Consider the following 25265-nt stretch of genomic DNA (forward strand, 5'->3'; position numbering starts at 1 on the left):
CTGACGGTGGCCTCGCTGACGCCCGCCTTCTTGGCAACTTCAGTCAACCGCTTGCCGCGCCCCGCGCCCCGCGCCCCGCGCCCCGCGCCAAGATCTACGCAACTTCCCGGATGTTGCTGCCTCCGACGCGCCAGAGACAGCAACATCCCTGATACTGCGCGGATCTTGACGACGAGCAGCGTCCTCGGCCGGCCGGGAGCGGGGGTTCGGGGGTGCCAGCGGCAAGGTCGTGCTCGAACCAGGATGCGGTGGTCACGGAGCGCCAGGACGGCACTACATCCTGGATGCTGCGCGATCTTGCGGCACGAGGAGTGGCGGGACGGCGGCGGGAAGGACCGGGCGACAGGGGCGCGAGCGGGAACGGCCGCGCACGACAGGGTCGCGAGCGAGGACGAGGCCGCGGGACGGGCCGAGTGGGCCACACAGCTTTGGTGCGGAGTATGTGTCGCTGGCCCATGTGCCGGAGAGCACACAGCTCGTAACTTCTTGCGCCATGACGGCAGAACCCGTGGTGGTCCCCCACGTCGTACAGGTCGACCTCGCCGGTCGGACCGCCCTGGTCACCGGGGGCGGCAGCGGCATCGGGCGGGCGTGCGCCCTGCGGCTGGGCGCGGCCGGCGCCAAGGTGCTCGTGGTGGATCGCAACCTGGAGGCGGCCAAGGCGGTGGCGGCCGAGGTCGACGGCCGGGCCGAGGGTGTGGACCTGTCCGACGCCGCGGCGGTGGACCGCCTCGACGTCGACGTGGACATCGTGGTGAACAACGCCGGGCTCCAGCATGTCGCGCCGCTACAGGACTTTCCCGTCGAGCGCTTCGAGTACATCCAGCGGGTGATGGTGGAGGCGCCGTTCCTGCTGATCCGGCGGGCGCTTCCGCACATGTACGCCCGGGGCTGGGGTCGGATCGTCAACATCTCCTCGGTGCACGGGTTGCGCGCCTCGCCGTACAAGGCGGCCTACGTCTCGGCCAAGCACGCCCTGGAGGGGTTGTCGAAGGTGGTGGCGCTGGAGGGCGCCGCGCACGGGGTGACCGCCAACTGCATCAACCCGGCGTACGTGCGCACGGCGCTCGTGGAGAGCCAGATCGCCGACCAGGCGGCCAGTCACGGCATCGACGAGGCCGAGGTGATCGAGAAGATCATGCTGGCTCGGGCCGCGATCAAGCGGCTGATCGAACCGGAGGAGGTCGCCGAGCTGTTGGCGTACCTCTGCTCGCCGCCGGCGGCGTTCATCACCGGTGCGTCGATCGCCCTCGACGGGGGCTGGACGGCCAACTAGTGGGGCTGAGCACAATGTCGACCATGTCATCGCCTGTGGAGTTCCTGGAGCTGCTCGCCCGTGAGGCCGCGGCGGTCGAGTTCGAGGGACCGCTGGTGGCCGCGCGGGCCGCGGGGCTGCCGCCGGAGCGGCTGGCCGAGCTGGAGCAGGCCAAGTCGGTGGCGTTGCGGGTCCGCGCGCTGCTGGAGCGTCGGCGCCGCCGGGAGACCGAGCTGTCCGGCCTGTACGACACGGTGAGTGACCTGGCCGGGCTGCGCGACCTGGACGACGTGCTCCGGGCGATCGTGCACCGGGCGCGCAACCTGCTCGGCGCGGACGTGGCCTACATGACGCTCAACGACGACGAGCGCGGCGACACCTACATGCGGGTGACCGACGGGTCGGTCTCGGCCCGTTTCCAGCGGCTGCGGCTGCCGATGGGTGCCGGCCTGGGCGGTCTGGTGGCCCAGTCCGGCGCACCGTACGTCACCGCGAACTACGGCGAGGACGCGCGCTTCCACCACACCGGCGAGATCGACGCCGGGGTGGGCGAGGAGGGCCTGGTGGCGATCCTCGGGGTGCCGCTGCGGCTCGGTTCCACCTCGATCGGGGTGCTCTACGCGGCCAACCGTTCGGCCCGACCGTTCGTCCGGGAGGAGGTGGCGCTGCTGGTCTCGCTCGCCGCGCACGCCGCGGTGGCGATCGACACCGCCCGGCTGCTCACCGAGACCCGCTCGGCGTTGGCCGAGTTGTCGGCGGCGAACACCACCATCCGGGCGCACAGCAGCTCGGTGGAGCGGGCCGCGGCGGCACACGACCGGATGACGGCGCTGGTGCTGCGCGGCGGCGGTGTGGAGGACGTGGCGGCGGCGGTGACCGAGGTGCTCGGTGGCGCGCTGCTGGCGCTTGACGCCGAGGGCCGCCTGCTGGCCCGGGTGGGTGAGATCGACGAGCCGGAGCGGGTGGACATCGTCGAGGCGGTGGCGGCGTCGCGGACCGAGGGGCGCAGTGTGCGCCGCGGCCCGCTCTGGTACGCGGCGGTGGTGGCGGGCGCGGAGAACCTGGGCGCCCTGGTGCTGCGTCCGGACGACGAGTTGGTCGACGCCGACCAGCGCATCCTGGAGCGGGCCGCGCTGGTGACCGCGCTGCTGCTGCTGTTCCGGCGGACGGTCGCCGAGGCGGAGGGGCGGGTCCGGGGCGAGCTGCTGGACGACCTGATCGCCCGTCCGCTTCGCGACACCGACGCGTTGCGCAGCCGGGCCCGGCGGCTCGGGGTGGACCTGGATGCCCCGCACGTGCTGGTGGCGGTGGGCGACGACGCCATCGCGGCGACCGGCTCGGCACGGCAGCGGGTGCTGTCCTGGGCGACCACGTACGCCTCGGCGCGCGGCGGGCTGGCCGCGGCGCGCGACGGTCGGGTGGTGTTGATGCTGCCGGGGCTGGACGCGGGCGGCAGCGCCCGTGCGGTGGCCCGGGACCTGTCCCGGGTGACGGGCCGTCCGGTGACGGCCGGGGCGAGCGGCCCGTCGAACGGGCCGGCGGCGCTGGCGGGGACGTTCCACGAGGCGGACCGGTGCCTGACGGCGCTTGGCGCGTTGGGCCGGGCCGGCCAGGGGGCGAGCACCGCCGAGCTGGGCTTCGTGGGGCTGCTGTTGGGCACGGTCGGAGACCGGGGCGAGACGGACGTGGCCGAGTTTCTGCGCACCACGGTCGGGCCGGTGGTCGACTACGACGCCCGGCGGGGTACGGCGCTGGTGAAGACGCTGGAGGCGTACTTCGGGGTGGGTGGCAGTCTGGCCCGCGCCGCCGAGCAACTGCACGTGCACGTGAACACGGTGACCCAGCGGTTGGAGCGGGTCGGGCAGTTGCTCGGCGCGGACTGGCAGCGGCCCGAGCGGGCGTTGGAGGTGCAGCTCGCGCTGCGTCTGCACCGGCTGCGCGCACCGGCCACCTGACCGACGCCGTGGCTCAGCGGACCTGAATGCCCTCCAGCACGGCGTCGACGACCCGTTCGGGCAGGGTCTGCTCGTCCAGGTCCGGATTCCACTGGAGCACCCGCTGGATCAGCATCGGCCCGGTGAGCAGCGCCATCGTCACCTCGACGTCGATGTCGGCCCGGAGCACTCCCTCGTCGATGCCGCGCCGCAGCACCTCGCGCATCAACTGCCGGCGGGGCGAGATGATGTTCTGGTAGAGCTGGAACTGGTCCGCGCTGCGGTTCACGACGGGCGCCAGACAGGGCATGATCTTCGCCGCACGCGGGTCGACGTTCTTGCCGATCGCGCCGACCAGCAGCACCAGGTCGTCGCGGACGGAGTGCCCGGCGGGCTGCGCCAGGACGCCCTTGAGCCGGCGTAGCGCGTCCAGCAGCAGGGCGTCCTTGCCGGCCCAGCGGCGGTAGATGGTGGCCTTGCCGACCCCGGCGCGAGCGGCGATCGCCTCGATCGAGAGCGCCTCGATGGTGCTGCCTTCGGCGAGCAGGTCGAGGGTGGCCTCGATGATCGCCTCGTCGGCGCGGATGCTCCGCGGTCGCCCGGGCGACCGCGGAGCATCGGCGGTGGACGTCATGTCCGGCATTCTTCCCGTACCTATGCCGTGCCGGCCAGTTCGGGCTCGGCGACCGGCGCCGCCGGGGCGACGCGGGTCTCCTCCTTGCCCGGCATCCAGCGCAGCACCACGATGATCCCGAGTGCGGCGATCACCGCGGAGAGGCCGGCCGCCCAGTGCATGGCGGTGACGAAGGCGTCGTTGGCCGCCGAGATCAGCGTCGGCGCCGCCGGGCCGAGCTGGCCCGCCGCCGCGTACGCCCCGGAGATCGACTCGTTGGCCGCGTCGCGGGCCTGCGTGGGCAGACCGGTAAGCGCGTCGCTGATGTCGCTGCGGTAGACCGCGGAGAGCACCGAGCCGAGGACGGCCACACCGAGCGCGCCGGCCACCTGGCGGATGGTGTTGCTGACCGCGGAGCCCACACCGGCCTTCTCGCGGGGCAGCGCAGACATGATCGACTCGGTGGCGGGCGGCATGATGTTGGCCATCCCGGCGCCCTGGATGAGGAAGACCAGCAGCACGATCCAGATCGGGGTGGAGGCGCCGATGAAGACGAAGGCGCCGAGGGACACCGCGGTCAGCGCCAACCCGACGGTGGCGACGGCCTTACCGCCGTAGCGGCGGACCATCGCGGCGCTGCGCGGCGCGAAGACCAACTGGGCGCCGGCGAAGGGCAGGAAGAGCAGACCGGTCTGCAACGGGCTGTAGTCGCGAACGAGTTGCAGGTAGAACGAGCCGAAGAACATCGAGCCCATCGCGGCGAAGAACACCAGGCCGACGATGGCGACCGGCGCGGCGAAGTGGGGCACCTTGAACAGCCGGACGTCGAGCGACGGGTGGTCGCTGCGCCGCTCGTGCTGCACGAACCAGGCGAGCACCGCGACGCCGACCAGGATCGAACCCCAGGCCGTCGGGCGGTCGAAGCCGTGCTCGCCGCCGTCGATGATGCCGTAGGAGAGGGCGACCAGACCGACCACGGAGAGCAGCACGCCGAGCACGTCGACCCGGCCCGGTCGCGGGTCACGCGACTCCGGGACCAGCAGCCCCACCAGCACCACGCCGGCGACGACGACCGGCACGTTGATCAGGAAGACCGAACCCCACCAGAAGTGCTCAAGCAGCGCGCCGCCGAGGATCGGGCCGATGGCCACGGCGAGGCCGACGGCTCCGGCCCAGACACCGATGGCCCGACCGCGCTCGCGCGGGTCGAAGACGTTGGAGATGATCGAGAGCGTCACCGGCATGATGGCCGCGCCGCCGACCCCCATCAGGGCGCGAGCGGCGATGAGCTGGGCCGGGCTGTCGGCGTACGCGGAGAGCAGCGACGCCAGGCCGAACAGCACCAGACCGATCATCAGGAAGCGCTTGCGGCCGGCGCGGTCGCCGAGCACCCCGAAGGTGAACAGCAGCCCGGCGAAGACAAGCGTGTAGGAGTTGATGGACCACTCCAGCTCGCCCTGGCTGGCACCGAGGCCGTGCACCGGGTCGGCCAGGGTGCGCAGGGCGACGTTCAGGATCGTGTTGTCGAGGACGACCACGAGGAGGCTGATCACCAGCACTCCCAGGATCGCCCACCTCCTCGGGTGACCGGTGTTGTTGTGCAGCTCCATGCCTGGCTTTCCCCCCACGCTTTTCCCCGCGACGCAATACGATACGGGTAAGACTCGTAACGCGACTCAGCCTACGGTGCGCATTAACGATACGGTACCGATCCGTATCGTATGTGGTGGGCGTCACGTCGGGGAGCGACGGCCAGGCAGGCGGCGACAGCGGACGGCAGCGAGCCGAGACGTGCCGCCGGCGCGGTGAGTGGCTCGATCCACCCCGGCCCCGCGCCGTACACGCGCAGCCGGGGGGAGTCCCGGGCGAAGCGCACCAGGCGGTACGCGCGGCCGGTGACCGGCGTCTGCGACCAGAGCACGACGGTGTGCGGGCGGGCCCGGTACACCGCGCTGTCAAGCGCCGGCCAGGGCAGCGCGGGACCGAGGTGCAGACAGCCCCGGCCCTGCTCGCGCAGCGCGGCGGCGAGCGCGTGCAGACCCAGGCAGTGCGCCTCCTTCTCGGCGCCGGCCAGCAGCACCCCGCCGGTGGGCAGGGACCGGCCCGGCTCCCGGCGGTACACGTCCAACCCGACCCGGACGCCCTCGCAGAGGGCATGCTCGACGGCGACCTCGGCGGCGGCGCGCCCCGGCAGCCGGGCCAGCACCGGACGGCAGACCTGCTCCCAGAGCGCCGGCACGCCCCAGGTCTCGGCCAACTCCAGCACCAGCGTGGCGACGGCGTTGCCGTCCAGGTCCTCGGCAGCCAGCGAGACCTGCTTGTGCGCGATCTCCACGGTCTCCGCCGGCATCGGCTCGGTCAGCACCAGACGTACCCCCGGATAGACATTCCCTACCCGGGGGTTCGCCGAAACGGCGCGCGGCGGATGCGCCGGCGCGGGATTTACCGGCGGCGGGCCGCCAGCCGGTGGGCCAACGCGGCGGCGCTGCCCCAGATGCCGCGCCGGAACAGCACCACGACGAGGACGAAGATGCCGCCGGTCACCAGGCCGATCGCCTCGAACCCGGAGAAGGACAACCAGTCCTCCAACCGGACCACGATGGCGGCGCCGACCACCCCACCCCAGAGGGTGCCGATCCCACCGAGCACCACCACGATGACCGCCTTGCCGGAGGTGGTCCAGTGCAGCACGTCCAGCGAGACGAACCGGTGGCCGACCGCGAACAACCCACCTCCGAGGCCGGCGATGAACCCGGAGAGGACGAACGCGGTGAGCTTGTAGCGGTGCACCGGATAGCCGAGTGCCCGCGCCCGCGCCGGATTGTCCCGGATGCCGACAAGCACCCGACCGAACGGCGAGTGGACGATCCGCCAGGCGGCCACCAGCCCGAGCAGCACGATCGGCAGGATCGCGTAGTAGAAGTAGTAGTCGTCGGTGAGGTCGACGCCGAACAGGTCGCGGGGCACCCCCTGGAGTCCGTTCTCACCCTGGGTGACCGAGCGCCACTCGTTCGCCACGTAGTAGACCAACTGCGCGAAGGCCAGGGTCACCATGGCGAAGTAGATGCCGGTGCGCTTGACTGCCAAATAGCCGATCGGCACGGCGAGGACGGCCGCGGCGAGCGCCCCGGCCAGCACGGCCGCGGGAAACGGCAGGCCCGCGTGGATGGCTACCAACCCGGTGACGTACGCCGAGGTGCCCCAGAACGCCGCGTGACCGAAGGACATCAGCCCGGTGAAGCCGAGGAGCAGGTCCACCGCCACGGCGAACAACGCCCAGCAGAGGATGTCCACGGCGACCGCCGGGTAGAGGCCGTTGGGCAGCCACGCCGCGACGGCCAGCCCGACGGCGAGCAGCGCGTACCGCACCCAGCCGGGGGCGCGGGCCACGGTGAGCAGCCCGGACGGCGGGGCCGGGCGGGACGCGTCGGCGGGAGTGTCCACGGTGCTGGTCATGCGGGAGCCTCCTCACGACCGAACAGGCCGGCCGGGCGCCACAGCAGCACGCCGGCCATCACGACGAACACGATCGTCTGGGAGACGATCGGAAAATCCGACAGGTACGCCTCGCCCCAGGCCTGCGCCAGGCCGATGCCGAAGCCGGCGGCGACCGAGCCGAAGATCGAGCCCAGCCCACCGATCACCACCACCGCGAAGACCACGATGATCAGGTCGGCGCCCATCAGCGGGTTGACCGCCCGCATCGGCGCGGCCAGCACCCCGGCCAGGCCGGCCAGCCCGATGCCGAAGCCGAACACCGGGGTGACCCACCGTCCGACGTCGATGCCGAAGGCGCGGGTCAGGTCGGGCCGCTCGGTGGACGCCCGGACCACCATGCCGATGCGGGTACGGGTGAGCACCCACCACACCGTGACGCAGAGCAGCACCGCGAAGCCGAGGATGAACACCCGGTACGTCGGGAAGTCGAACAGGCCGAAGTTCACGGTCCCGTCCAGCAGCGCCGGGGTGGCGTACGGGCTGGACTGCACGCCGTAGCGCAGCTTCACCAGGTCCTGGAGGATCAGCGTCAGGCCGAAGGTGAGCAGGAAGTTGTAGAGCGGGTCGAGCTTCGTCAACCGGTGGATCACCGCGCGTTCCAGCGCCATGCCGAGCAGGCCCAGCCCCACCGGCATGATCACCAGGGCCGCCCAGAACGGCACACCCCCCTCGGTGAGCAGCACGTACGCTCCGAACGCGCCGAGCATGTAGAACGCCCCGTGGGCGAAGTTGACCACCCGCAGCATGCCGAAGATGACGGCGAGCCCGAGGGCGAGCAGGGCGTAGAACGCCCCGCTCACCAACCCGTTGAAGGTGTTCTGCGCGAAACCGCTCATAGCTTGCAGTCCGCCGACGGCGCGCGGAACGCCTCCGCGGCCGGGATCGTCTTGAGCACCTTCACGTAGTCCCACGCCTCGGTGACCTCGGCCTGCGGCTTCACCTGGGCCAGGTAGGCGTCGTGCACCACCCGGTGGTCCTCGGCGCGGATCTTGCCGTTGCGCAGGAAGACGTCCTCGACCGTCTTGCCCTCCAGCCCCTTGACCACGGTGTCCGCGTCGTCGGTGCCGGCGGCCTGCACCGCCTCCAGGTACTGCAACGCCGCCGAGTAGTTGGCCGCGTGCGCGAACGTCGGCCGGGTGCCGGCCTTCTGCTGGAAGCGGTCGGCGAACTCCCGGTTCTTCGCGTCGAAGTTCCAGTACCAGGCGTCGGTGTACGTGGTGCCGGCCAGCGCGGCCGGGGTGAGCGAGTGGATGTCGGTGAGGAACATCAGCCCCACCGCGAGACCGACGCCCTTGTCCCGCAGCTTGAACTCGTTGTACTGCTTCACCACGTTGACCAGCTCGGCGCCGGCCTGCATGGTGCCCAGCACGTCCGGCTTCGGCTTCAGCGTCGGCGCCTTGAGCAGGAAGGTGGAGAAGTCGCCGCTGGTGTTCGGGAACGGCGCCCCGTCCTTGCCCACCACCGTGCCGCCGGCCGCCGTGATCGCTGTGGAGAAGCTCTTCTCCATGTCCTGACCGAAGGCGTAGTTGGGGTACAGGATGTACCAGTTCTTGCCGATCTGCTCGGTGGTGGTCTTCCCGGTGCCGTTGGCGAGCATGTACGTGTCGTACGCGTAGTGGAACGTGTACTTGTTGCAGCTCTTGCCGGTCAGGTCGGTGGTCGCCGCGCCGATGTTGAAGTAGAGCTTCTTCTTCTCCTTCGCCACGTCGGCGACCTTCAGCGCCGCCGACGAGGTGGGCACGTCCAGGATCAGGTCGACGCCCTTGCGGTCGTACATCTCCTGGGCCTTGGAGTTGGCCACGTCCGGCTTGTTCTGGTGGTCGGCGCTCTGCACGGTGATGTCACTGGTCACCGCCTTGTCGCCGTACTTCGCGGTGAAGTCGGCGATGGCCATCTCCACAGCCGTCACCGAGTTCTTGCCGGACAACTCCGAGTACGCCCCGGACTGGTCGTTGAGCACGCCCAGCACGATCTTGTCGCCGGTCAGCTTCTGGTCGCCACCCGACTGGGGGCCACCGCCGCCACATCCGGCGACCAGCACCACCGCGGCCGACGCCGCGACCACACCCACCGTCCTGCGCATGCCCACTCCATCCATCCCGCGCGTCGTCGCGCGGGTCGTCGTTGACAGTCAGATCCCGAGGTACGCCAGCAGCTCACGTTCGCGCGACCGCACCTCGGAGTTGTCCATCGCCTCGGCGACGCGTCCCTCGGCCAGCAGGTAGTGCCGGTCGGCGACGCCCGTGGCGAAGTGCAGGTTCTGTTCGACAAGCAGCACTGTCACCCCGTGCCGCTTGGCCTCGCGCAGCAGGTCGGCGACCTGCCGCACCAACAGTGGCGACAGCCCTTCGGTGGGCTCGTCGCAGAGCAGCAGTCGGGCGCCCATCCGCAGCACCCGGGCCAGCGCGAGCATCTGCTGCTCGCCGCCGGAGAGCATGGTGGCCGCGGAGTTCCGCCGGGTGTACAGGGCGGGGAACGCCTCGTACACCCGCTCCAGCGACCAGGGGTCGGGGCCGACGGTGGGCGGCAGGGTGAGGTTCTCGGTGACGGTCAGCGTGGCGTAGCTGCCCCGGTCGTCGGGCACCCAGCCCAACCCCAGGCGGGCCCGTTTGTGCGCCGGCAGCCGGGTGATGTCGCGCCCGTCCAGCTCGACCGTGCCGCGCTGGCCGGAGTGCAGCCCCATCACGCAGCGCAGCAGTGTGGACTTGCCGGCACCGTTGCGCCCGACGAGGGTGACCACCTCACCGGCGCGGACCTGGAGGCTGACCTCCCGCAGCACCTGCGCCTCACCGTAGAAGGCGGACAGGTTCTCAATGCGCAGCATCAGCGGCTCCCAGGTAGGCGGTGATCACACGCTCGTCCGCACGGACCTGCTCGTACGGGCCCTCGACGAGGACCTTGCCGGCCTGCAACACGGTGACGGTGTCGGCGAGCCGGCCGACCACGCTCATGTTGTGTTCGACAAGCACCACGGTCCGGCCCGGACGGACCCGGCTGATCAGCTCGACGGTGCGGTCGACGTCCTCCAGACCCATTCCGGCGGTCGGCTCGTCGAGCAGCAGCACCTTCGGCTCCAACGCCAGGGCGATGGCCAGCTCCAGGGCCCGCTTGCGGCCGTACGCCAGCGACTCGGACGGGGCCTGCGCCAGGTCGGCCAGTCCCACCATGGCCAGCAACTCGTCGGCCCGCTCGGTGTAGCGGTCCATCAGCTTCGCCGACCGCCAGAACCGCCAACCCAGGCCGCTCGGCGACTGCAGGGCCAGCGCGACGTGCTCCCGGGCGGAGAGCTGTGGAAAGAGGCTGGTGATCTGGAACGAGCGCGCCACGCCGAGTCGGGCGACCTGCTCCGGGGGCAGCCCGGTGACATCCCGCCCGGCCAGCTCGATCCGCCCGCCACTGGGACGCAGGAAGCCGGTGAGCAGGTTGAACAGGGTGGTCTTGCCCGCGCCGTTGGGGCCGACAAGCGCGTGCACACTTTCCGACGCGACGTCGAGGTCGACGTCGTCGACCGCCCGGAAGCCCCGGAAGTCGCGGGTCAGCCCGCGGGCCGACAGGAGCGCTTGCCCGGCCATCGCCTCATCCTCCGCACGTCGCGGCGACGGCCGATTCGGTGACCGTGGTCACAGGTCCGTCGCGTGGACGAAACCTACGGCGGGCCGCACGGGTCGAGCCATGTCGATGACATCCATATTCGACCCTGTGGGGACGTGCGCCGACGCCACTCCCCCGCGCCGTGACCTTGACCAAACCTCCTAGGTTGATGATCCACACAGCCCCGCGGAAGGTCCCCACCCCATGCCTGTCGGCTTCACCATGGCGATCGTCTTCGCCGCCGCCCTGGCGGTCAGCGCCATCCTGGCCCTCGTCACGCCCGCGCGAGCACTGAAGCGGGTGGCCGCTCTCGCGGCGCTCGGCTTCCTCGCCCTCACCCTGCTGGTCGGGGTCGCCTCCAGCGCCCACTCGGTGCCCATCCGCTCGGTCGGCATCGTCACCAGCTTCGGCAAGCCCACCGGCGAGGTGACCGGTTCCGGCCTGAAGTGGGTGGCGCCCTGGCAGAAGGTCGGCGAGTGGGACGCCGGCCGGCAGAAGTACGACCACATCGGCGGCAACAACTGCGTGCGGGTCCGCACCGGCACGCTCGCCGACGCCTGCGTCGAGGTGCTCATCGAGTGGCAGGTCAAGCCGGAGAACGCGCCGAAGCAGTTCATGGACTACAAGGGCGACTTCGCCAGCTTCCGGGGCCAGCGGGTGGGAGTGCAGCTCGACAGCGCGGTCAACGACGCCTTCGCCGCGTACAACCCCCTCGAAAAGATCGACGCCCAGACCGGCGACCTCAACGTCGACCTGAAGCCGTTCGCGGCGAACATCAAGACCAGCGCGGAGACCCGGCTCACCACCGACGTGGACATCCTCTCGGTGACCATCACCCGGGTGAACCACGACGACAAGACCGAGGGCAACATCAAGGCGTTCCAGGACAAGCTGGCCCAGACCCGCAACCTGGAGCAGGACCGCAAGAACGCCGAGATCTCCAAGCAGATCACCGAGACCAACGCGAAAGTCGACAAGGTGACCCGCTGCCTGGAGATCGCCGAGAAGAACGGCGCCAACCCGGGCCTGTGCATCAACCCGGGCATCGTCACCGGCAAGTGAGGGAAGCCTCGTCAGGCGGCCCGCTCCCAGTGGCGGGGAGCGCTGATCCTGGCCCAGCTCGCGCCGAACGTCATCCGGCGCAGCGGTGGCGCGATGTCGCAGAGACTGAACCAGGTACGGGTCAAGCCCACGTTCACCGGGTTGCTCATCATGCCCTGGTGGAGGGTGCGCAGGGCCAGGTCGACGGCTTCGAATCCGTACTCGCGCATCTCGGTCTCGTATTCGCCGATCGTGTCCAGCAGCGGCAGGTGGCCGGTGCCGGCCACTGACAACTGGCGGGTGAGCAGGGCGGCGTCGCGCAGTGCGGTGTTGGCGCCGTTACCGCCGGCCGGTGGCATGCCGTGCACGGCGTCGCCGAGCACTGTGACGCGTGAGGGCGCCCAGGGCGCGGGACGGTCGGACGCCTGGAACGGAAACGCGCTCACCTCGTCCGGTGGGCACTCGTCGACCAGCCGGCGTAGCGCCGGGTGCCAGTCCGTGATCAGCCCGGCGATGTACGCCTTCAACTGTGCGCCGTCGAGGCGCTCGGGACGCGAGGGGAACAGCTCGTTGCGGGCGACGAACGCGCAGAGCAGATAGTCGTCCCCGACCGGCCTCTGGCGTTCGAACACGGAGGTGAACAGGAAGTGCGGCGCACCTGTCACGATGAGGTTCATGCCGTCGGCCAACCGGGCGGGTAACCAGGCTCGGGTGGCGTCATTCAGCGGCAACTTGAGCCCGACACCCATGGCACCGGTGTCTCGCTGCGTGGCGGTCGGCAGGTACTGCGCGCGCACCCGGGAGTTGATCCCGTCGGCGCCGACCAGGACGTCGCAGGTGACCGACGTCCCGTCGGCGAAGTGCGCGGTGGGGCGACCGTCAGCGGCCAGCTCGTAGCGTTTGAACGCCTTGTCGTAGTGGACGGCGTCGTCGAGCCCGTCGAGGAGGACACCGCGCAGCGTGTGACGGTCGACCGGGTAGGCCCGTTCGGCGGGGTCGGGATGGTCGGGGTACATGAGGGCGTCCTCGACGAGGACAAGCGTGCGCAGGTCCGTGCCCAGGAAGCCGAAACCGCCGCCGGGCCGACCCGCGGTGTCCGTGAACGCCTGCCACTGTCGGTCGGGCAGGCAGGCACGCAGCGACCGGCTGCCCGCCGGGTTGATCGCGAGCCGGTAGCGGTCCACCCGGTCGTCGCGACGCCGGTCACGCTCGTACACGGCGGCGTTGATGCCGTGTTTGCGCAGGCCCTGGGCGAGCGCGAGGCCGCCGATGCCACCACCGACGATGAGCACGTCAATCATTGGTGACCCTTTCCGGTGAGAACAGGTCGCACAGTTGGTTGACCACCGACTCGGCCTTGTCGGGACGCAGGCGGATGCCTTTGACGGTGGCGATCACCAGCTCGACGCTTGCGGCGACGTCGAGGTGCACCGACCAGACGTGCTGCTCGATGCCTTCGGTGAAGATCGCCGCCAGCGCGTCGCGCCAACCCTGCTCGTCGCGCTCGATGTCGAGCCCGGTGGACTCGTCACGTCGAGCGCGAAGATCGAGCTCGTCGAGCACGACGAACAGCTCGGGCCGTTGCCCGACGGCGGTGGCGATCTCGGTGAGGTGTCGCCGCAACCGGGCGGCGGGTTCCAGGTCGGTGTGCATTGTCGCCTCGAATTGGCTTGTCACGTGTTCGAGCACCGCGGCGATCAGGTCGGCCTTGGTCCGGAAGTAGTGGTGCAGGGTGGAGTGGTCGATGCCTGCCGCGGCAGCGATCGGTCGCAGCCGGAACCCCTCGAAGCCACTCTCGGCGATCGCCGAGAAGGCCGCACGGACCAGCGCCTGCCGGCGGTCGAGCTGTTCAGTCATCCTCAGTCATCCCCAACCAAGCGGTTGGTTGATAGTTCAGCATCGTTGTGCCGTACTGTCAACCAACCGCTTGGTTGAGTGGGTCGGACGGGCCGTACCGGCCAGCGTCTAGGCGTAGCTGAACAGCGGAGGGAAGACGAGGACCACGATCCAGGCCCACGCGGCGTACACCGGCAGGTAGCCGGTCTGCCACCGTTCGAGCGTCGCGAACGGCGTGCGCCTGCGGATGAAGGCCAGCAGGAGCCACGCCGACCACGCGAGGTTGACGAGCAGGACCACGTTCTCACCGAGCGCCGCCGCCCGGTTGGGCGTGCCGCCGTACTCGTCGGTGATGCGCCCGGTGATCTCCAGCAGCACCAACACGTCGATGGCCAACGCGCTGACCACGAGCGCGAGTTGGAGTTTGTCGAACGGGCCGGCCGGGGCCAGCGGATCACGGGCCGAGAGTGAGTAGAGCAGCAGCCCCAGCACCACGACCAGCAGCAGGTCGAACAGGATCAGCGCCTCGCGTTCGACGTCGATGCCGTGGCTGGTCCAGACCACGGCGACCAGGAAGGCGAGCAGGGCGGCAGTGAAGAGCGGCGTGAACAGCCGGGTGAGGACCGGCGCGATGTTCTCGACGACACTCTGCTTGGCCTCGACCAGCCAGCCCGCCACGACGACCGCTGCCGCGGCGCCGCAGGGCAGGAGCCACTGCGAGATGAACGCCTCCGGGACGATGCCGATGGCCGCGAAGGTGTTGAACAGGAACGCGGCGAGCACACCGCCACCGAGGGCCATCAGCACGAGGTAGATGAACCACTCGCCGGTGAAGCGGATGAAGTCCATGCGTCGACGAGACGAGCGCCAGTCGTCGGCGACGTAGGCCAGACCGACCACGAGCCACAGGGCGATGGGAAGGTGGACGCCTGTGACGACCACGGACTGCGAGTCGTCCGCCAGCGGGTACGCGTTGGCCGCCCCGGCGCCGAGGGCGAACAGCGCCACCAGCACCGCGACCACCACCGGTCGGGCCTGCCGGCGCCAGGCCAGGAACGCCGCCAGCCAGGGCAGCGCGAACAGCGTGGCGTTGCGCGCGTAGAACGAGCCGTCGTCGTCGAAGCTCAGCCCGAACAGCGCGGGCGCCTTGACGGACACCACCGCACCAGCCGCGCAACCGAGCATGACCCACAGGTCCCGGCGGGAGCGCGTGCCGGCGGCCGGACCGCCGGAGTCGCCGGTCAACACCAACTGCTTCCACAACCGTTCCGAATGTTCCCTGGCGAACTCGCGGGAGAGGTCGTCGAGGCTGCCCATCCGTTTCACCGCGACCAGGAACGCCTCGTCCGGGCTCAGACCCGCGGCGATGAGCTCGTCGACGGAGCCGCGAAGGTGATCCTCCAGCTCGTCGGCGTCGACCGCCTGAAGTTCGCTGCGGCGCAGCACGTACTGGCGCCACTGCGCGAACTGCGCTTCCAGTTCCTCCGGCCCGTCGGGTGTCGTCATGCGAGGCCCTCCAGCGGGTGCGCCGTCAGTGGCGCACGGTCGTGCCAGATCTCCTTGAGCGCACCCACGACGGTGTCCCACTGCCGGCGCTGCTCGGCCAGCTCAGCCAGACCCCGGTCGGTGATGCGGTAGTACTTGCGCCTGCGCTCACCGGGGACCACCTGCCAGCTCGACTCCAGATAGGCGAGACGCTCGAGCCGGTGCAACAGCGGATACAGCAGCCCCTCGGTCCAGTCCAGCTCGCCTCCGGACAGCTCGTTGATCCGCCGGAGGATGGCGTAGCCGTAGCTCTCGCCCTCGGCCAGGATGCCGAGCACCATCGGTGTCGCCGAGGCGGCGACCAGATCCTTGGCGACCTTCATGAAGCCTCCCACTCAACCCTAGAAGTACGATGCATAGTACTGCTAGGTATCAACCGGCACGCAACCGGTTGGAGACCAAATCGCCGGCACGGGCAGCCGTGGTGCCCCGAACGGGCCCGCTCCGGGTTAGCCTTGGCGCATATGGCTACCTATCGCAGCGCCTCAGTGCTCCTCTCCGCAGACGGCACCAGGACTCCCGGCACCGCCGCGCTCTTCGCCGAGCCGGCCCGCAAGGGTGGAACTCCGCCCTGGGCAGGCGACTTCCGACCTGCCAACAGCGCCGGCAACGGCCCCAAGAACGCGATCGGAAAGACGTTCACCCTGGAGTTGCCCGACGGCAGCACCGGCAAGGTCGTCGTCCAGGGCCTCAAGAGTGGCAAGGGAGGCGTCGTGCTGGCGCTGATGGGCGAGGACGCGCCACCCTTCTGACCAGTCGCACGGCTTCCGTCGCCCGGGCGCCCGGGGTTGACCCGTCCGGAGTCAGCCCGGGGCACCTGTCCCGGCACGCCACCCGTCCCGGAAAACCCGGTGGGATGTCGGTTGTCGTGTCGCGATAATGGCCGGCGTGCAGGAGATCGACGTCGTCGTCGCCCACCGCGAACGCGCGACAGTGCGCGTCGGCGACGTGTTCCTGAAGATCGATGCCGACCCGGCGCGTACCGACGTCGAGGTCGAGGCGATGGCGATGGCGCCGGTCCCGACTCCCGAGGTCCTCTGGCGCAAGCCGCCCGTCCTCGCGCTCGCCGCCCTGCCCGGAAGGGCGCTCGGCCGCCTCGGTGAGCCGTCGACCGCGTCGGCGACAGCCTGGGCCGCGGCGGGTGCCGCAGTACGGACGCTGCACGACGCGCCGCTGCCGCCCTGGCCCGGCCGGAGCATCGACGAGCTGGCCGCACAGCTCGACGGCGAGTGCGAGTGGCTCGTCACGAACGGCGTCCTCCCCGCCGACCTGGTCACCCGCAACCGTCAGATTGCCGAGGCCGCGCTCCGGCCGTGGACACCGGTGTTCACGCACGGCGACCTGCAGATCGCCCACGTGTTCGCCGACGGTGACGAGATCACCGGCGTGCTCGACTGGTCCGAGGCGTGCCGGGGCGATGCCCTGTTCGACCTCGCCACGTTGACGCTCGGGCACGAGGAGCACCTCGGCGACGTCGTGACCGGCTACGGCACCGACGTCGACCTCGACGTGATCCGGGCGTGGTGGTCGCTGCGCAGCCTGCTGGCGATCCGGTGGCTGGTCGAGCACGGCTTCGACCCCTCCTCGCCAGGCTGCGAGGTCGACGTGCTGCGGGCGCGGATGTGACGAGCGTCGGGGCGAGCGGCCACGGCAGGCCCACTCGACTCAGTCCAGGGTGACCACCCAGCGGGCGCCCTCGCCCCGCGCCAGCCGGGCGAACGCCGTGGGCGCGTCGTCCAGCGCGACCGTGCCACTGACCAGCGCGCGCAGGTCCAGCGCACCATCTGCCAGCTCGGCAGCCAGCACGGGCACCTCCCGGTCCGGGTCGGACGAGCCGTACACCGAGGAGCGCAGGGTACGGGCGGAGTGGAAGATGTCGAGCGCGCCGAGGCTGACCATGTCGTCCTTGGCACCCATGCCGACCACTGTCACCACTCCCCCGCGCCGGGTCAGCCGCCAGGCAGCGCGGATGGTGGTGGCGCGGCCGACGCACTCGAAGGCGTGGTCGACGCCCCGGCCCTCGGTGCGCGCCCGCACCTCCTTGGAGAGCCGGTCGTCGGAGAGCAGGAAGTCGGTCGCCCCCGCGGCGAGCGCCAGGTCCCGTTTGGCCTCGGCGACGTCGACCGCGAGGATCGTCGTGGCGCCGGCCCGGCTGGCGGCGGTGAGCACGGCGAGCCCGACACCGCCGAGCCCGATCACCGCAACCGACTCGCCGGGCGCCACCCGGGCCGTGTTGTGGACCGTGCCGACACCGGTGAGCACCGCACAGCCGAGCAGCGCGGCCCGCTCCGGGGGCAGACCGGAGGGGATCGGGATGACGGCGTTCTCGGGCACCACCACCGCCTCGGCGAGCGCGCCGAGGCCGAGCGTCAGGTGCAGCGGGAGGCCGTCGTCGGTCTCGCCGCGCGGCACCGTCGGGGCGGTGGTGTCGGCGCAGAGCCACGGCTCGTCGTTGCGGCACCACCAGCAGGCCCGACAGGCCGGCGCCCAGTTGAGCACCACCGGGGTGCCGACCGGCAGGACGCAGCCCGGCCCGACCTCGGCGATCACGCCGGTCGCCTCGTGCCCGAGCACCAGCGGGAACCTCGCGGCGATGGTGCCGTTCACCATGGACAGGTCGGAGTGGCAGACGCCGGCGGCGCGGATCGTCACGCGCACCTCGCCGGGGCCGGGCGCGGGCAGGCGTACCCGCTCGACGCGCAGCTCGGCACCGGCCGCGCGCGCGACAAGCGCGCGGACGGTGACCGGCTCGGCCGGGGACCGCTCGGGGGCGCTCATCGCTGGATCGCCTTCAGCTCGCAGAACTCGGCGAGGCCGTGCACGCCCAGCTCCCGGCCCAGGCCGGACTGCTTGTAGCCGCCGAACGGGGCGAGCGGATTGAACGGGGCACCGTTGATGTCGACGGCGCCGGTGCGCAGCCGTCGGGCCACCGCGAGCGCGGCGTCGGTGTCGGCGGACCAGACCGCGCCGGCCAGCCCGTAGCGCGAGTTGTTGGCGATGGCGACCGCCTCGTCGGTGTCGTCGAACGGGAGCACGGCGAGGACGGGACCGAAGACCTCCTCCTGGGCGAGCGCGCTGTCGGGGTGCACGTCGGCGAAGACGGTCGGGGCGACGAAGTGCCCCTGGGCCGGCACCGGAGCGTCCGGGCCCCCGGCGACCAGCCGGGCGCCGTCGGCGAGGGCCCGGTCGATGTGGCCGCGCACCCGCTCGGCCTGGGCGGCGGAGACCAGCGGGCCGAGCCGCGTGGCCGGGTCGAACGGATCGCCGAGCCGGTAGCCGGCCACCGCCGTGGCGACCAGGTCGAGTGCTTCGGCGTACCGGTCGCGGTGCACGAGCATCCGGGTCCACGCGGTGCAGGTCTGCCCGGAGTTGAGCAGGGCGTTGCCGACGCCCACCTTGACCGCGGCGGCCAGGTCGGCGTCGGGGAGGATCACGTTCGCGGACTTGCCGCCCAGCTCCAACGCGACCCGGGCGATCCGGTCGGCGGCGACCCGCATGATCCGCGCACCGGTGGCGGTGGAGCCGGTGAACGAGACCAGGTCGACGTCGGGGTGCCGGGCCAGGGCCTCGCCGACCACCGGCCCGGTGCCGGGGACCAGGTTGAGCACCCCCGGCGGCAACCCGGCCTCGGTGACCGCGTCGAACAGCAGGTACGCGGTCAACGGGGTCAACTCACTGGGCTTGAGCACCACAGTGCAGCCGGCGGCCAGCGCGGGGGCCAGCTTCGCCAGCACCTGGTGCAGCGGGTAGTTCCACGGGGTGATCGCGCCGACCACGCCGACCGGCTCCCGGACGACGAGCGAGTTGCCGATGCTCTCCTCGACGGGTGGTCGGGCGGCGAGCGCGACGTGGTCGCGCAGCACTGTCAACGGCAGCCCGACCTGTACGCGGGTGGCGAACCTGAGCGGCGAGCCCAGCTCCACGGCGATGGTGCGGGTGAGGTCGTCGGCGCGGGCGGCGAGCGCGGCGTGCAACCGGTCGAGGTGGGCGGCACGCGCGCCGGGGGCGGTGGCCGCCCAGCCGGGAAAGGCGGCGCGGGCCGCGGCGACGGCGCGATCCACGTCGGCTGCCGTGCCGGCGGGCACCTGCCCGATCGACTCGCCGGTGCTCGGGTTCTCCACGTCGAGCACGTCGGTGCCGGCGGGAGAGGTCCACTCGCCGCCGATGTGCAGGTGGCGCCGGAGGCGCAGGGTGTCGGGCAGCGGCGACGGCGGGGCGGCGAGGTCCATGGCGTCCCTTCGGGGGGTGGTCGACGGGCGATGGCGACGGGGTCGCGACGGGCGATGAAACTAGCGCTGGGAGTTTGGACGCTACCCGCTCGGCCGGGCGGACTCCACCGGGTCGACGGTGCGGGCGTACTCGGCGGCCAGACCGTGCAGCAACGCGTCCAGGCCCAGGGCGAAGGCGCCCTCGTCCACGCTCTGCTGGTGCTCGGCGAGCCGGTGCGCCTGCCGCAGGTGCGGGTAGTGCGCGGCGTACAGCTCCGGATCCTCGACGAAGCCGCGGGCGAACGAGCCGAGCGCCGACCCGGCCACGAAGTAGCGCAGGGCGGCGCCGATGTGGGTGGCGCGCGCGGGCGGCCAGCCGGCGCGTACCAGCCCGCCGTAGACCGCGTCGGCCATGGCCAGCGCGGCCGGTCGGCGGCCCGGCCCCTGCGCCAGGTACGGCACGATGTTCGGGTGCGCGGTGAGCGCCCGCCGGTACGACCAGGCCCAGTCGCGCAGCGCGGCGGCCCAGTCCCGGCTGGCGAAACCGCTGGTGTCGACGGCGCCGGTGACCGTATCGGCGACCGCGTCGAGGATCTCGTCCTTGGTGGCGAAGTGGTTGTAGAGCGACGGCCCGCGGACGCCCAACTCGGCGGCGAGGCGGCGGGTGGAGAAGGCGGGCAGGCCCTCGGCGTCGATGAGCGCGGTGGCTGTCTCGACGATCAGCAGCCGGGTGAGCCGGGGCTGGCGGGGTCGGGGCACTGCGCTCCTCGCGGGTCTCGGGGGTGGGGGTCTGGACGCGACAAAACTTGCACCGCTAGTTTAAGGGTGACCGGCAGCTCCGACGCCAGGAGGACCACCGTGGACTTTTCGCTTACCGACGAGGAGCGGGCGGTGCGGGACACCGTCCGGTCGTTCATCAGCCGCGAGGTGATGCCCCTGGAAGCCGAGGTGCTCCGCCGGGAGCGGGCGCACCAGCCGGGCCTGGACCACTCCGAGGTGCGCGAGCTGCAACTCAAGGCCCGCAAGTTCGGCTTCTGGGGCCTGGCCACCCCCGAGGAGTACGGCGGGATGAACCTGCCGGCCGTCCTCCAGTCGTTGATCTGGACGGAGCTGGGCCGCACGTTCGTGCCGTTCCGCTTCGGCGGCGAGGCCGACAACATCCTGTTCCACGCCACCGAGGAGCAGAAGCGGGAGTTCCTCATCCCGACCATCGAGGGCGAGCGGCGCTCCTGCTTCGCGATCACCGAGCCGGGGGCCGGTTCGGACGCCGCGAACATCAGGCTCTCCGCGCGCCGTGACGGCGACGACTGGGTCCTGGACGGCGAGAAGACCTTCATCACCGGCGGCCACGACGCGGACTTCGCCATCGTGGTCGCGGTGACCGACCGGGAGAAGGGCGCCCGCAACGGCGGGGCCACCGCCTTCCTGGTGGACCGTTCGATGGGCTGGCGCTCGGAGTTCATCCAGACCATGGGCGAGGGCGGGCCGGCGTCGCTCATCTTCGACGGCGTCCGGGTGCCGCACCGCAACATCCTCGGCGAGATCGGGCAGGGCTTCACGCTCGGCATGGAGTGGATCGGCAAGGGCCGCTACACCATTCCGTCCCACGCCATCGGCATCGCCGAGCGGGTCTTGCAGATGGCCATCGACTACGCCAACACCCGGGAGACGTTCGGCACGAAGATCGGCACCAACCAGGCGATCCAGTGGATGATCGCCGACTCGGAGACCGAGTTGGAGGCGGCCCGCTGGCTGGTGCTGCGCTCGGCGTGGACCGTCGATCAGGGCCTGGATCCCCGGCACGCGTCGTCGATGGGCAAGCTCTACGGCGCCGGCATGGTCAACCGGGTGGTCGATCGGGTGCTCCAGATCCACGGCGGCATGGGCTACACCCGGGAGCTGCCCATCGAGCGGTGGTACCGGCAGGTCCGGCTCTACCGGATCTTCGAGGGCACCGACGAGATGCAGCGGCTGATCATCTCGCGGGACCTGCTGCGCGGCTACACCAGGATCGGTGGTCACCTCGCCTGAGCGGAGTCATCCCGTCAACGCCTCAAGCGCCGCGTCCACGTCGTCCTCCGTGGAGTAGATGTGGAAGGAGGCGCGGACCCGTCCGGCGCGGACCGCAGCCCGGATGCCGGCCGCCGCGAGGCGCCGCTCGGCGTCCGGCACGTCCACGCTGACGATGGCGCTCTCCCCCGGCGGCCGGCCCAGCCCGGCCAGGAACCGGTTGGCCAGGGCCACGTCGTGCGCCCGGATCGCCGGCACGCCGATCTCGGCGACCACCTCCAGCGCCGGTGCCGCGCCGACCCAGCTGAACCAGGCCGGTGAGATGTCGAACCGGCGGGCGTCGTCGGCCAGCCGCAGCGGCGGGCCGTAGTAGGAGGCGTGCGGGTCGCGGCCCGCGTACCAGCCGGCGGCGTCGGGGCGCAGCCGGTCGCGCAGCGCCGGGGCCAGATAGGCGTACGCGGTGCCGCGCGGGTTCATCAGCCACTTGTAGCCACCGACGGCCACCACGTCGGCCCGGCTCCCGTCGAACGGCAGCCAGCCGCACGCCTGCGTCGCGTCCACCACCACCAACGCGCCGTGCGCGCGGGCCGCGGTCACGATCTCGTCGTACGCCGCCACCGCCCCGTCGGCCGACTGCACCAGGCTGAACGCGACCACGTCGGTGCCGGCGTCGATCGCGTCGACCAGGGCGGCCAGCGGCACCGTACGGACCTTGACGCCACGCTCCTCCTGCACCAGCCACGGAAACAGGTTCGAGGTGAACTCGACCTCGGGGACCACCACTGTCGTCCCGGCCGGCAGGGCCGCCGCGACCGGCGCGAGGATCTGCGACACGGCCGCGCCGACCGCGACGTCACCGGCCGGCACCCCGATCAGGTCGGCGAACGCGGTACGGGACCGGTGCACCGCCTCACCCCAGCCCTCCCACGACGTGCGGCCGACCCGCCACGCGCCCAGGGCGTCCTGGAGTGCCGTCCACGCCGGCTCGGGCGGCAACCCGTAGGAGGCGGTGTTCAACCAGCCGGGCTCAGGCTGCCACAGCTTCTGCGCCTGCTCGATCTCCATGTCCTCGACGCTAGGCGAGGCGGCGTCGAACGGGCACGACCAATCCGCAACCGGCGGCCTGTCAGATCCGGACGAAGTCCTGGCCGAGCACTTGCCGTCCGCAGCATTGTTCGTGCTGGCCGGCACCGTCGGAGGCTCAGACCTCGCTCCCAGCCTCGCGCTCGGGGCGCCGGCGCTGATCGTCTACCCCGTTGCGGCGTGGCTGTGGCTGCGCGCCAGAAGGCAACCCGCCGTGGGGCGGGCGTGGGTGCTTGCCGTACTCGGATTCGTGCTGATCGTCGGCAGTTCGGTCGCGCCGGTGACGGTCTTCGGCACGCTGATCGTCGACGAGCGGCGGGAATCCCAGCCGGGTGGACGCGGCTACCGAGGTTGAATGCCGGCCGGCTCGCTACCGACGGGCGGGTGGATCCGGGCAACACTGTCGGCGAGCCCGGACAGCCACCGGTCGACCTCCACCAGGTGGCGCACCGACTGTGGGCCGGCCTCGCCAAGCAGCGGACGAATCCGGTCCAGTCCGGCGGCACAGTCACTCCGTAGCGGCCTCGGACCAGCCGGCCGGCCGTGGGCCACCTCGCGAGCGACGTCGTCGTACGCCGAGCGCAGTCGCGCGGCAGAGTCCCGCAGCAGGTCGGCTGCCGCCGGCCAGCCGGCGAGGCAGCCGGGCGGGTTGCGGCGCAGCAGCGACTCCGCGCCGGGGACCACGTGGTGCCCGGCGCTCAGGACGGCGTCCCAGTTCACCTGCTGTCGGTGCGGATGGTGCCGCTCCGAGTGGTACTGGCAGTACGACGAGTCGACCAGGATCATCCGCCGCCGGACCCGGTCGAGGGCACGGTCGGGAGGCGGAGCGCCGCCGAGGATCGCCAGCACGGTCTGCTCGACGGCGTCCGCGCTGGCCCTCAGATAGCCTGTCGCGTTGTGCCGCAGATCGTGGCTGGCGCCGCGCGGCCACATCGCCACACCGGCGAGCACGCCGATCACCGCGCCGAGCAGCACGTCGACGAGGCGGGTCTCGGCGAGCCGCCACCCTTCGGGGCTGAGCTGGGCGAAGACGACAGTCAGCAGCACGGTGAACAGCGCCTGCTGCCACACCGGACCGAGCAGGCGACCGACGCCGAAGGCAAGCAGCAGGGTCACCGGCAGGACGACGGCGTACACGATCGGCTTGTCGACGACGAGCATCAGCCCGCCGCTGACGACGGCACCGGCGACCGTGCCCAGCACGGCCGGCCGCAGGGCGGTGCGGGTGTCGGCGGCCGAGGTACGCAGGACGGTGAGGGTGGCCAGCAGCACCCAGAAGCCGTGGGTCGTGTGCAGCACCCCGGCGGCGACCCGGGCGATGGCGAGCGCCACTGCCACCCGCAGGGAGCTGTGCAGGTGGGACGAGCGGGGTGCCAGGTGGGAGCGGAACTGCCACCAGTACAGCCGCCACGAGCTGTGCCGGGCGTACCCGAAGAGCCCTGCGTGGGCGTCCTCGCCGTCGGGCCGCGACCCGGTGGCCACCCGGACGCCGGTGGCGAAGACCCGGGTCTGGTCGGCGAGGGCCAGCGCCGTCGCGTCCCGGCACAACCGGGCCACGTCCGGCGGGTCGTGGCCGTCGCCCTCTCCGGCGACGTACGCCGTCTCGGCTCGTCCGATCGCGGTGTCCAGGTCGTCGAGACGCACCGGCGGGGCACCCGGTGTCAGGGTCCGGCCGGCGGCGCGGATCGTGTCCGCGCACGAGCGCAGCAGAGGCGCCGCCGTCGGGTCTCCGATCGGCTCGGGCGGCGCGTCCGCCGTCAACCGGTCCGCCTCGGCGAGCGCCTCGCGCAGCGCGGACGCGCAGATCCGCAACGCCCGGTCCTGGGCGCCCGCCGCGCTCGGCGCCCACTCCGGGGGGTTGCGGCGCAGTTCGATGGCGGCCACCAGGTCGTACGCGCGCTCGCGCCGCGGGTCCTGACCACCCGGGCCGGTGTGCGGGCCGGACAACCTTCCGGCGGCGACGTCGAGGAACGCCGCGACACCGTCCGCCGCGGCGGTGAGGCGCTGCCGGTAGGAGACCGGTACCGGATCGGGCCAGAGGAGCACCTCCGCCGCGGCGAGCAGCACGATGGCGAGCGTGACGCCGCCGAGCCGCTGCGGCAGGGTGCCGGGCTGGTACGGCGGGAAGGACGCCAGGATGTAGAAGAGTTGGAACGCGCTGGCCAACCCCACCAGCCGCGGGTTGCCGACCCCGGCGAACGCCACGACGAACCCGATGACCAACATCCCGCCGGCGGCCGACCAGGTGCTCCACGCCAGCAACGAGCCGGCGGCGATCAGCGCCCAGACCGCCGGAAGTGACGTGACGAGGATCCGCGCCCGTTGCGGCGCCGGACCGGGCAACTGCGCGAACGACCCGGCGGCGATGGTGCCGAACAGGCCGTAGGTGGCGAGCACCGTGCTGCCCGCGCCGTACCGGCAGCCGTAGAAGACGACGGACGCGACGAGTGTCAGCCGTGCCGCTCGCCGCAGGACGGCATCTCCCGGGTCACGGCGGCGGAGCCGGCCGAGGATGCTGGTTGCGGGCACGCCTGCTCCCCCGGTTCGTCGCAGCATCCCTTCCCGACCAACCATTCTCGCGCGGAGTCCGCCCGCGGCGGCGGGTTTCGCGCCGAATCACCGCCGCGAGGGTCGACCGGACATAGACGCCA

At 71.6% G+C, this 25265-nt stretch carries 24 protein-coding genes; 7 read left to right on the forward strand and 17 right to left on the reverse strand.

What is annotated here, in order from left to right; translation table 11 throughout:
- The first annotated feature begins 493 nt into the window (after positions 1-493).
- Both AB0F61_RS25030 and AB0F61_RS25035 read left to right on the forward strand, forming a co-directional pair.
- Positions 494-1276, forward strand: a complete 783-nt coding sequence (locus tag AB0F61_RS25030; RefSeq protein WP_357813949.1) for a 3-hydroxybutyrate dehydrogenase — start codon at positions 494-496, stop codon at positions 1274-1276.
- 14 nt (positions 1277-1290) lie between these two features.
- Positions 1291-3210: a helix-turn-helix domain-containing protein gene (locus tag AB0F61_RS25035; RefSeq protein ID WP_357813951.1), complete on the forward strand. Its 1920-nt coding sequence runs from the start codon at positions 1291-1293 to the stop codon at positions 3208-3210.
- Between the two features lie 13 nt (positions 3211-3223).
- Here AB0F61_RS25035 and AB0F61_RS25040 read toward each other — a convergent pair whose 3' ends face one another.
- The 8 genes from AB0F61_RS25040 to AB0F61_RS25075 form a co-directional block, all read right to left on the reverse strand.
- Positions 3224-3832 carry a TetR/AcrR family transcriptional regulator gene (locus AB0F61_RS25040; RefSeq protein WP_357813954.1) on the reverse strand — a complete coding sequence of 203 codons (609 nt, stop codon included), beginning with the start codon at positions 3830-3832 and terminating at the stop codon, positions 3224-3226.
- An 11-nt stretch (positions 3833-3843) separates the two neighbouring features.
- On the reverse strand, positions 3844-5412 hold the full coding sequence (locus AB0F61_RS25045) for an MFS transporter (protein WP_357813957.1): 1569 nt from the start codon (positions 5410-5412) through the stop codon (positions 3844-3846).
- A gap of 83 nt (positions 5413-5495) precedes the next feature.
- Complete coding sequence (locus AB0F61_RS25050; RefSeq protein ID WP_357813960.1) at positions 5496-6167, reverse strand: transcriptional regulator; 672 nt, start codon at positions 6165-6167, stop codon at positions 5496-5498.
- A gap of 77 nt (positions 6168-6244) precedes the next feature.
- Positions 6245-7258: a branched-chain amino acid ABC transporter permease gene (locus tag AB0F61_RS25055; protein WP_357813963.1), complete on the reverse strand. Its 1014-nt coding sequence runs from the start codon at positions 7256-7258 to the stop codon at positions 6245-6247.
- On the reverse strand, positions 7255-8136 hold the full coding sequence (locus AB0F61_RS25060; RefSeq protein ID WP_357813965.1) for a branched-chain amino acid ABC transporter permease: 882 nt from the start codon (positions 8134-8136) through the stop codon (positions 7255-7257). Before AB0F61_RS25060 ends, AB0F61_RS25055 begins: the two co-directional genes overlap by 4 nt.
- Complete coding sequence (locus tag AB0F61_RS25065) at positions 8133-9383, reverse strand: ABC transporter substrate-binding protein (RefSeq protein WP_357813968.1); 1251 nt, start codon at positions 9381-9383, stop codon at positions 8133-8135. The genes AB0F61_RS25060 and AB0F61_RS25065 overlap by 4 nt, the downstream gene beginning before the upstream one ends.
- A 48-nt stretch (positions 9384-9431) precedes the next feature.
- On the reverse strand, positions 9432-10124 hold the full coding sequence (locus tag AB0F61_RS25070; RefSeq protein WP_357813971.1) for an ABC transporter ATP-binding protein: 693 nt from the start codon (positions 10122-10124) through the stop codon (positions 9432-9434).
- Positions 10111-10872 (reverse strand): ABC transporter ATP-binding protein, encoded by a 762-nt coding sequence (locus AB0F61_RS25075; protein WP_357813974.1) that lies wholly within the window; start codon positions 10870-10872, stop codon positions 10111-10113. Before AB0F61_RS25075 ends, AB0F61_RS25070 begins: the two co-directional genes overlap by 14 nt.
- Positions 10873-11095: 223 nt before the next feature.
- Between AB0F61_RS25075 and AB0F61_RS25080 the strand changes: the two genes are divergently transcribed.
- A complete protein-coding gene (locus AB0F61_RS25080; RefSeq protein WP_357813976.1) occupies positions 11096-11953 on the forward strand; it encodes an SPFH domain-containing protein in 858 nt (285 codons plus the stop codon).
- An 11-nt stretch (positions 11954-11964) separates the two neighbouring features.
- On the opposite strand, the gene AB0F61_RS25085 is transcribed toward AB0F61_RS25080, so the two are convergent.
- The 4 genes from AB0F61_RS25085 to AB0F61_RS25100 form a co-directional block, all read right to left on the reverse strand.
- Positions 11965-13233 carry an FAD-dependent monooxygenase gene (locus tag AB0F61_RS25085; RefSeq protein WP_357813978.1) on the reverse strand — a complete coding sequence of 423 codons (1269 nt, stop codon included), beginning with the start codon at positions 13231-13233 and terminating at the stop codon, positions 11965-11967.
- Positions 13226-13789, reverse strand: a complete 564-nt coding sequence (locus tag AB0F61_RS25090) for a TetR/AcrR family transcriptional regulator (RefSeq protein ID WP_357813981.1) — start codon at positions 13787-13789, stop codon at positions 13226-13228. The genes AB0F61_RS25085 and AB0F61_RS25090 overlap by 8 nt, the downstream gene beginning before the upstream one ends.
- Before the next feature lie 108 nt (positions 13790-13897).
- Positions 13898-15274, reverse strand: a complete 1377-nt coding sequence (locus AB0F61_RS25095; RefSeq protein WP_357813984.1) for a permease prefix domain 1-containing protein — start codon at positions 15272-15274, stop codon at positions 13898-13900.
- Positions 15271-15636 carry a PadR family transcriptional regulator gene (locus AB0F61_RS25100; RefSeq protein ID WP_357813987.1) on the reverse strand — a complete coding sequence of 122 codons (366 nt, stop codon included), beginning with the start codon at positions 15634-15636 and terminating at the stop codon, positions 15271-15273. Before AB0F61_RS25100 ends, AB0F61_RS25095 begins: the two co-directional genes overlap by 4 nt.
- 141 nt (positions 15637-15777) lie before the next feature.
- On the opposite strand from AB0F61_RS25100, the gene AB0F61_RS25105 reads away from it, so the two are divergent.
- Together AB0F61_RS25105 and AB0F61_RS25110 are read left to right on the forward strand one after the other, a co-directional pair.
- Positions 15778-16065, forward strand: a complete 288-nt coding sequence (locus AB0F61_RS25105; protein WP_357813990.1) for a hypothetical protein — start codon at positions 15778-15780, stop codon at positions 16063-16065.
- A 127-nt stretch (positions 16066-16192) separates the two neighbouring features.
- The gene (locus tag AB0F61_RS25110) at positions 16193-16939 is read left to right on the forward strand and encodes an aminoglycoside phosphotransferase family protein (protein WP_357813993.1); all 747 of its coding nucleotides are present in this window, start codon (positions 16193-16195) and stop codon (positions 16937-16939) included.
- 39 nt (positions 16940-16978) lie between these two features.
- Here the strand turns inward: AB0F61_RS25110 and AB0F61_RS25115 are convergent, their stop codons facing one another.
- The 3 genes from AB0F61_RS25115 to AB0F61_RS25125 form a co-directional block, all read right to left on the reverse strand.
- A complete protein-coding gene (locus AB0F61_RS25115) occupies positions 16979-18091 on the reverse strand; it encodes a zinc-binding dehydrogenase (RefSeq protein WP_357813996.1) in 1113 nt (370 codons plus the stop codon).
- Positions 18088-19542, reverse strand: a complete 1455-nt coding sequence (locus tag AB0F61_RS25120) for an aldehyde dehydrogenase family protein (RefSeq protein ID WP_357813999.1) — start codon at positions 19540-19542, stop codon at positions 18088-18090. Before AB0F61_RS25120 ends, AB0F61_RS25115 begins: the two co-directional genes overlap by 4 nt.
- Positions 19543-19623: 81 nt before the next feature.
- Positions 19624-20280, reverse strand: coding sequence for a TetR/AcrR family transcriptional regulator C-terminal domain-containing protein (locus tag AB0F61_RS25125; RefSeq protein ID WP_357814001.1), 657 nt, complete (start codon positions 20278-20280; stop codon positions 19624-19626).
- 99 nt (positions 20281-20379) lie between these two features.
- Here AB0F61_RS25125 and AB0F61_RS25130 point away from each other — a divergent pair, with 99 nt between their 5' ends.
- Entirely contained in the window at positions 20380-21552 is a 1173-nt protein-coding gene (locus tag AB0F61_RS25130) for an acyl-CoA dehydrogenase family protein (protein WP_357814004.1), read from the forward strand.
- Between the two features lie 6 nt (positions 21553-21558).
- On the opposite strand, the gene AB0F61_RS25135 is transcribed toward AB0F61_RS25130, so the two are convergent.
- Positions 21559-22596: an aminotransferase class V-fold PLP-dependent enzyme gene (locus AB0F61_RS25135; RefSeq protein ID WP_357814007.1), complete on the reverse strand. Its 1038-nt coding sequence runs from the start codon at positions 22594-22596 to the stop codon at positions 21559-21561.
- Between AB0F61_RS25135 and AB0F61_RS25140 the strand changes: the two genes are divergently transcribed.
- Positions 22595-22969, forward strand: coding sequence for a hypothetical protein (locus AB0F61_RS25140; RefSeq protein ID WP_357814010.1), 375 nt, complete (start codon positions 22595-22597; stop codon positions 22967-22969). The two genes, AB0F61_RS25135 and AB0F61_RS25140, sit on opposite strands and share 2 nt — an antisense overlap.
- Here AB0F61_RS25140 and AB0F61_RS25145 read toward each other — a convergent pair.
- Positions 22957-25143, reverse strand: a complete 2187-nt coding sequence (locus AB0F61_RS25145; protein ID WP_357814011.1) for an FUSC family protein — start codon at positions 25141-25143, stop codon at positions 22957-22959. The two genes, AB0F61_RS25140 and AB0F61_RS25145, sit on opposite strands and share 13 nt — an antisense overlap.
- Between the last annotated feature and the right edge of the window lie 122 nt (positions 25144-25265).

The sequence above is a fragment of the Micromonospora sp. NPDC023888 genome, assembly GCF_040639415.1.
Classification (GTDB): domain Bacteria; phylum Actinomycetota; class Actinomycetes; order Mycobacteriales; family Micromonosporaceae; genus Micromonospora.

What these genes read in the sequence shown, in the direction of transcription:
- AB0F61_RS25030 (WP_357813949.1), top strand. Translation starts at nt 494, where the DNA reads ATGACGGCAGAACCCGTGGTGGTCCCCCACGTCGTACAGGTCGACCTC.
- AB0F61_RS25035 (WP_357813951.1), top strand. Translation starts at nt 1,291, where the DNA reads ATGTCGACCATGTCATCGCCTGTGGAGTTCCTGGAGCTGCTCGCCCGT.
- AB0F61_RS25040 (WP_357813954.1), bottom strand. Translation starts at nt 3,832, where the DNA reads ATGCCGGACATGACGTCCACCGCCGATGCTCCGCGGTCGCCCGGGCGA.
- AB0F61_RS25045 (WP_357813957.1), bottom strand. Translation starts at nt 5,412, where the DNA reads ATGGAGCTGCACAACAACACCGGTCACCCGAGGAGGTGGGCGATCCTG.
- AB0F61_RS25055 (WP_357813963.1), bottom strand. Translation starts at nt 7,258, where the DNA reads ATGACCAGCACCGTGGACACTCCCGCCGACGCGTCCCGCCCGGCCCCG.
- AB0F61_RS25060 (WP_357813965.1), bottom strand. Translation starts at nt 8,136, where the DNA reads ATGAGCGGTTTCGCGCAGAACACCTTCAACGGGTTGGTGAGCGGGGCG.
- AB0F61_RS25065 (WP_357813968.1), bottom strand. Translation starts at nt 9,383, where the DNA reads ATGCGCAGGACGGTGGGTGTGGTCGCGGCGTCGGCCGCGGTGGTGCTG.
- AB0F61_RS25070 (WP_357813971.1), bottom strand. Translation starts at nt 10,124, where the DNA reads ATGCTGCGCATTGAGAACCTGTCCGCCTTCTACGGTGAGGCGCAGGTG.
- AB0F61_RS25075 (WP_357813974.1), bottom strand. Translation starts at nt 10,872, where the DNA reads ATGGCCGGGCAAGCGCTCCTGTCGGCCCGCGGGCTGACCCGCGACTTC.
- AB0F61_RS25080 (WP_357813976.1), top strand. Translation starts at nt 11,096, where the DNA reads ATGCCTGTCGGCTTCACCATGGCGATCGTCTTCGCCGCCGCCCTGGCG.
- AB0F61_RS25085 (WP_357813978.1), bottom strand. Translation starts at nt 13,233, where the DNA reads ATGATTGACGTGCTCATCGTCGGTGGTGGCATCGGCGGCCTCGCGCTC.
- AB0F61_RS25090 (WP_357813981.1), bottom strand. Translation starts at nt 13,789, where the DNA reads ATGACTGAACAGCTCGACCGCCGGCAGGCGCTGGTCCGTGCGGCCTTC.
- AB0F61_RS25095 (WP_357813984.1), bottom strand. Translation starts at nt 15,274, where the DNA reads ATGACGACACCCGACGGGCCGGAGGAACTGGAAGCGCAGTTCGCGCAG.
- AB0F61_RS25100 (WP_357813987.1), bottom strand. Translation starts at nt 15,636, where the DNA reads ATGAAGGTCGCCAAGGATCTGGTCGCCGCCTCGGCGACACCGATGGTG.
- AB0F61_RS25105 (WP_357813990.1), top strand. Translation starts at nt 15,778, where the DNA reads ATGGCTACCTATCGCAGCGCCTCAGTGCTCCTCTCCGCAGACGGCACC.
- AB0F61_RS25110 (WP_357813993.1), top strand. Translation starts at nt 16,193, where the DNA reads ATGGCCGGCGTGCAGGAGATCGACGTCGTCGTCGCCCACCGCGAACGC.
- AB0F61_RS25115 (WP_357813996.1), bottom strand. Translation starts at nt 18,091, where the DNA reads ATGAGCGCCCCCGAGCGGTCCCCGGCCGAGCCGGTCACCGTCCGCGCG.
- AB0F61_RS25120 (WP_357813999.1), bottom strand. Translation starts at nt 19,542, where the DNA reads ATGGACCTCGCCGCCCCGCCGTCGCCGCTGCCCGACACCCTGCGCCTC.
- AB0F61_RS25140 (WP_357814010.1), top strand. Translation starts at nt 22,595, where the DNA reads ATGTCCTCGACGCTAGGCGAGGCGGCGTCGAACGGGCACGACCAATCC.
- AB0F61_RS25135 (WP_357814007.1), bottom strand. Translation starts at nt 22,596, where the DNA reads ATGGAGATCGAGCAGGCGCAGAAGCTGTGGCAGCCTGAGCCCGGCTGG.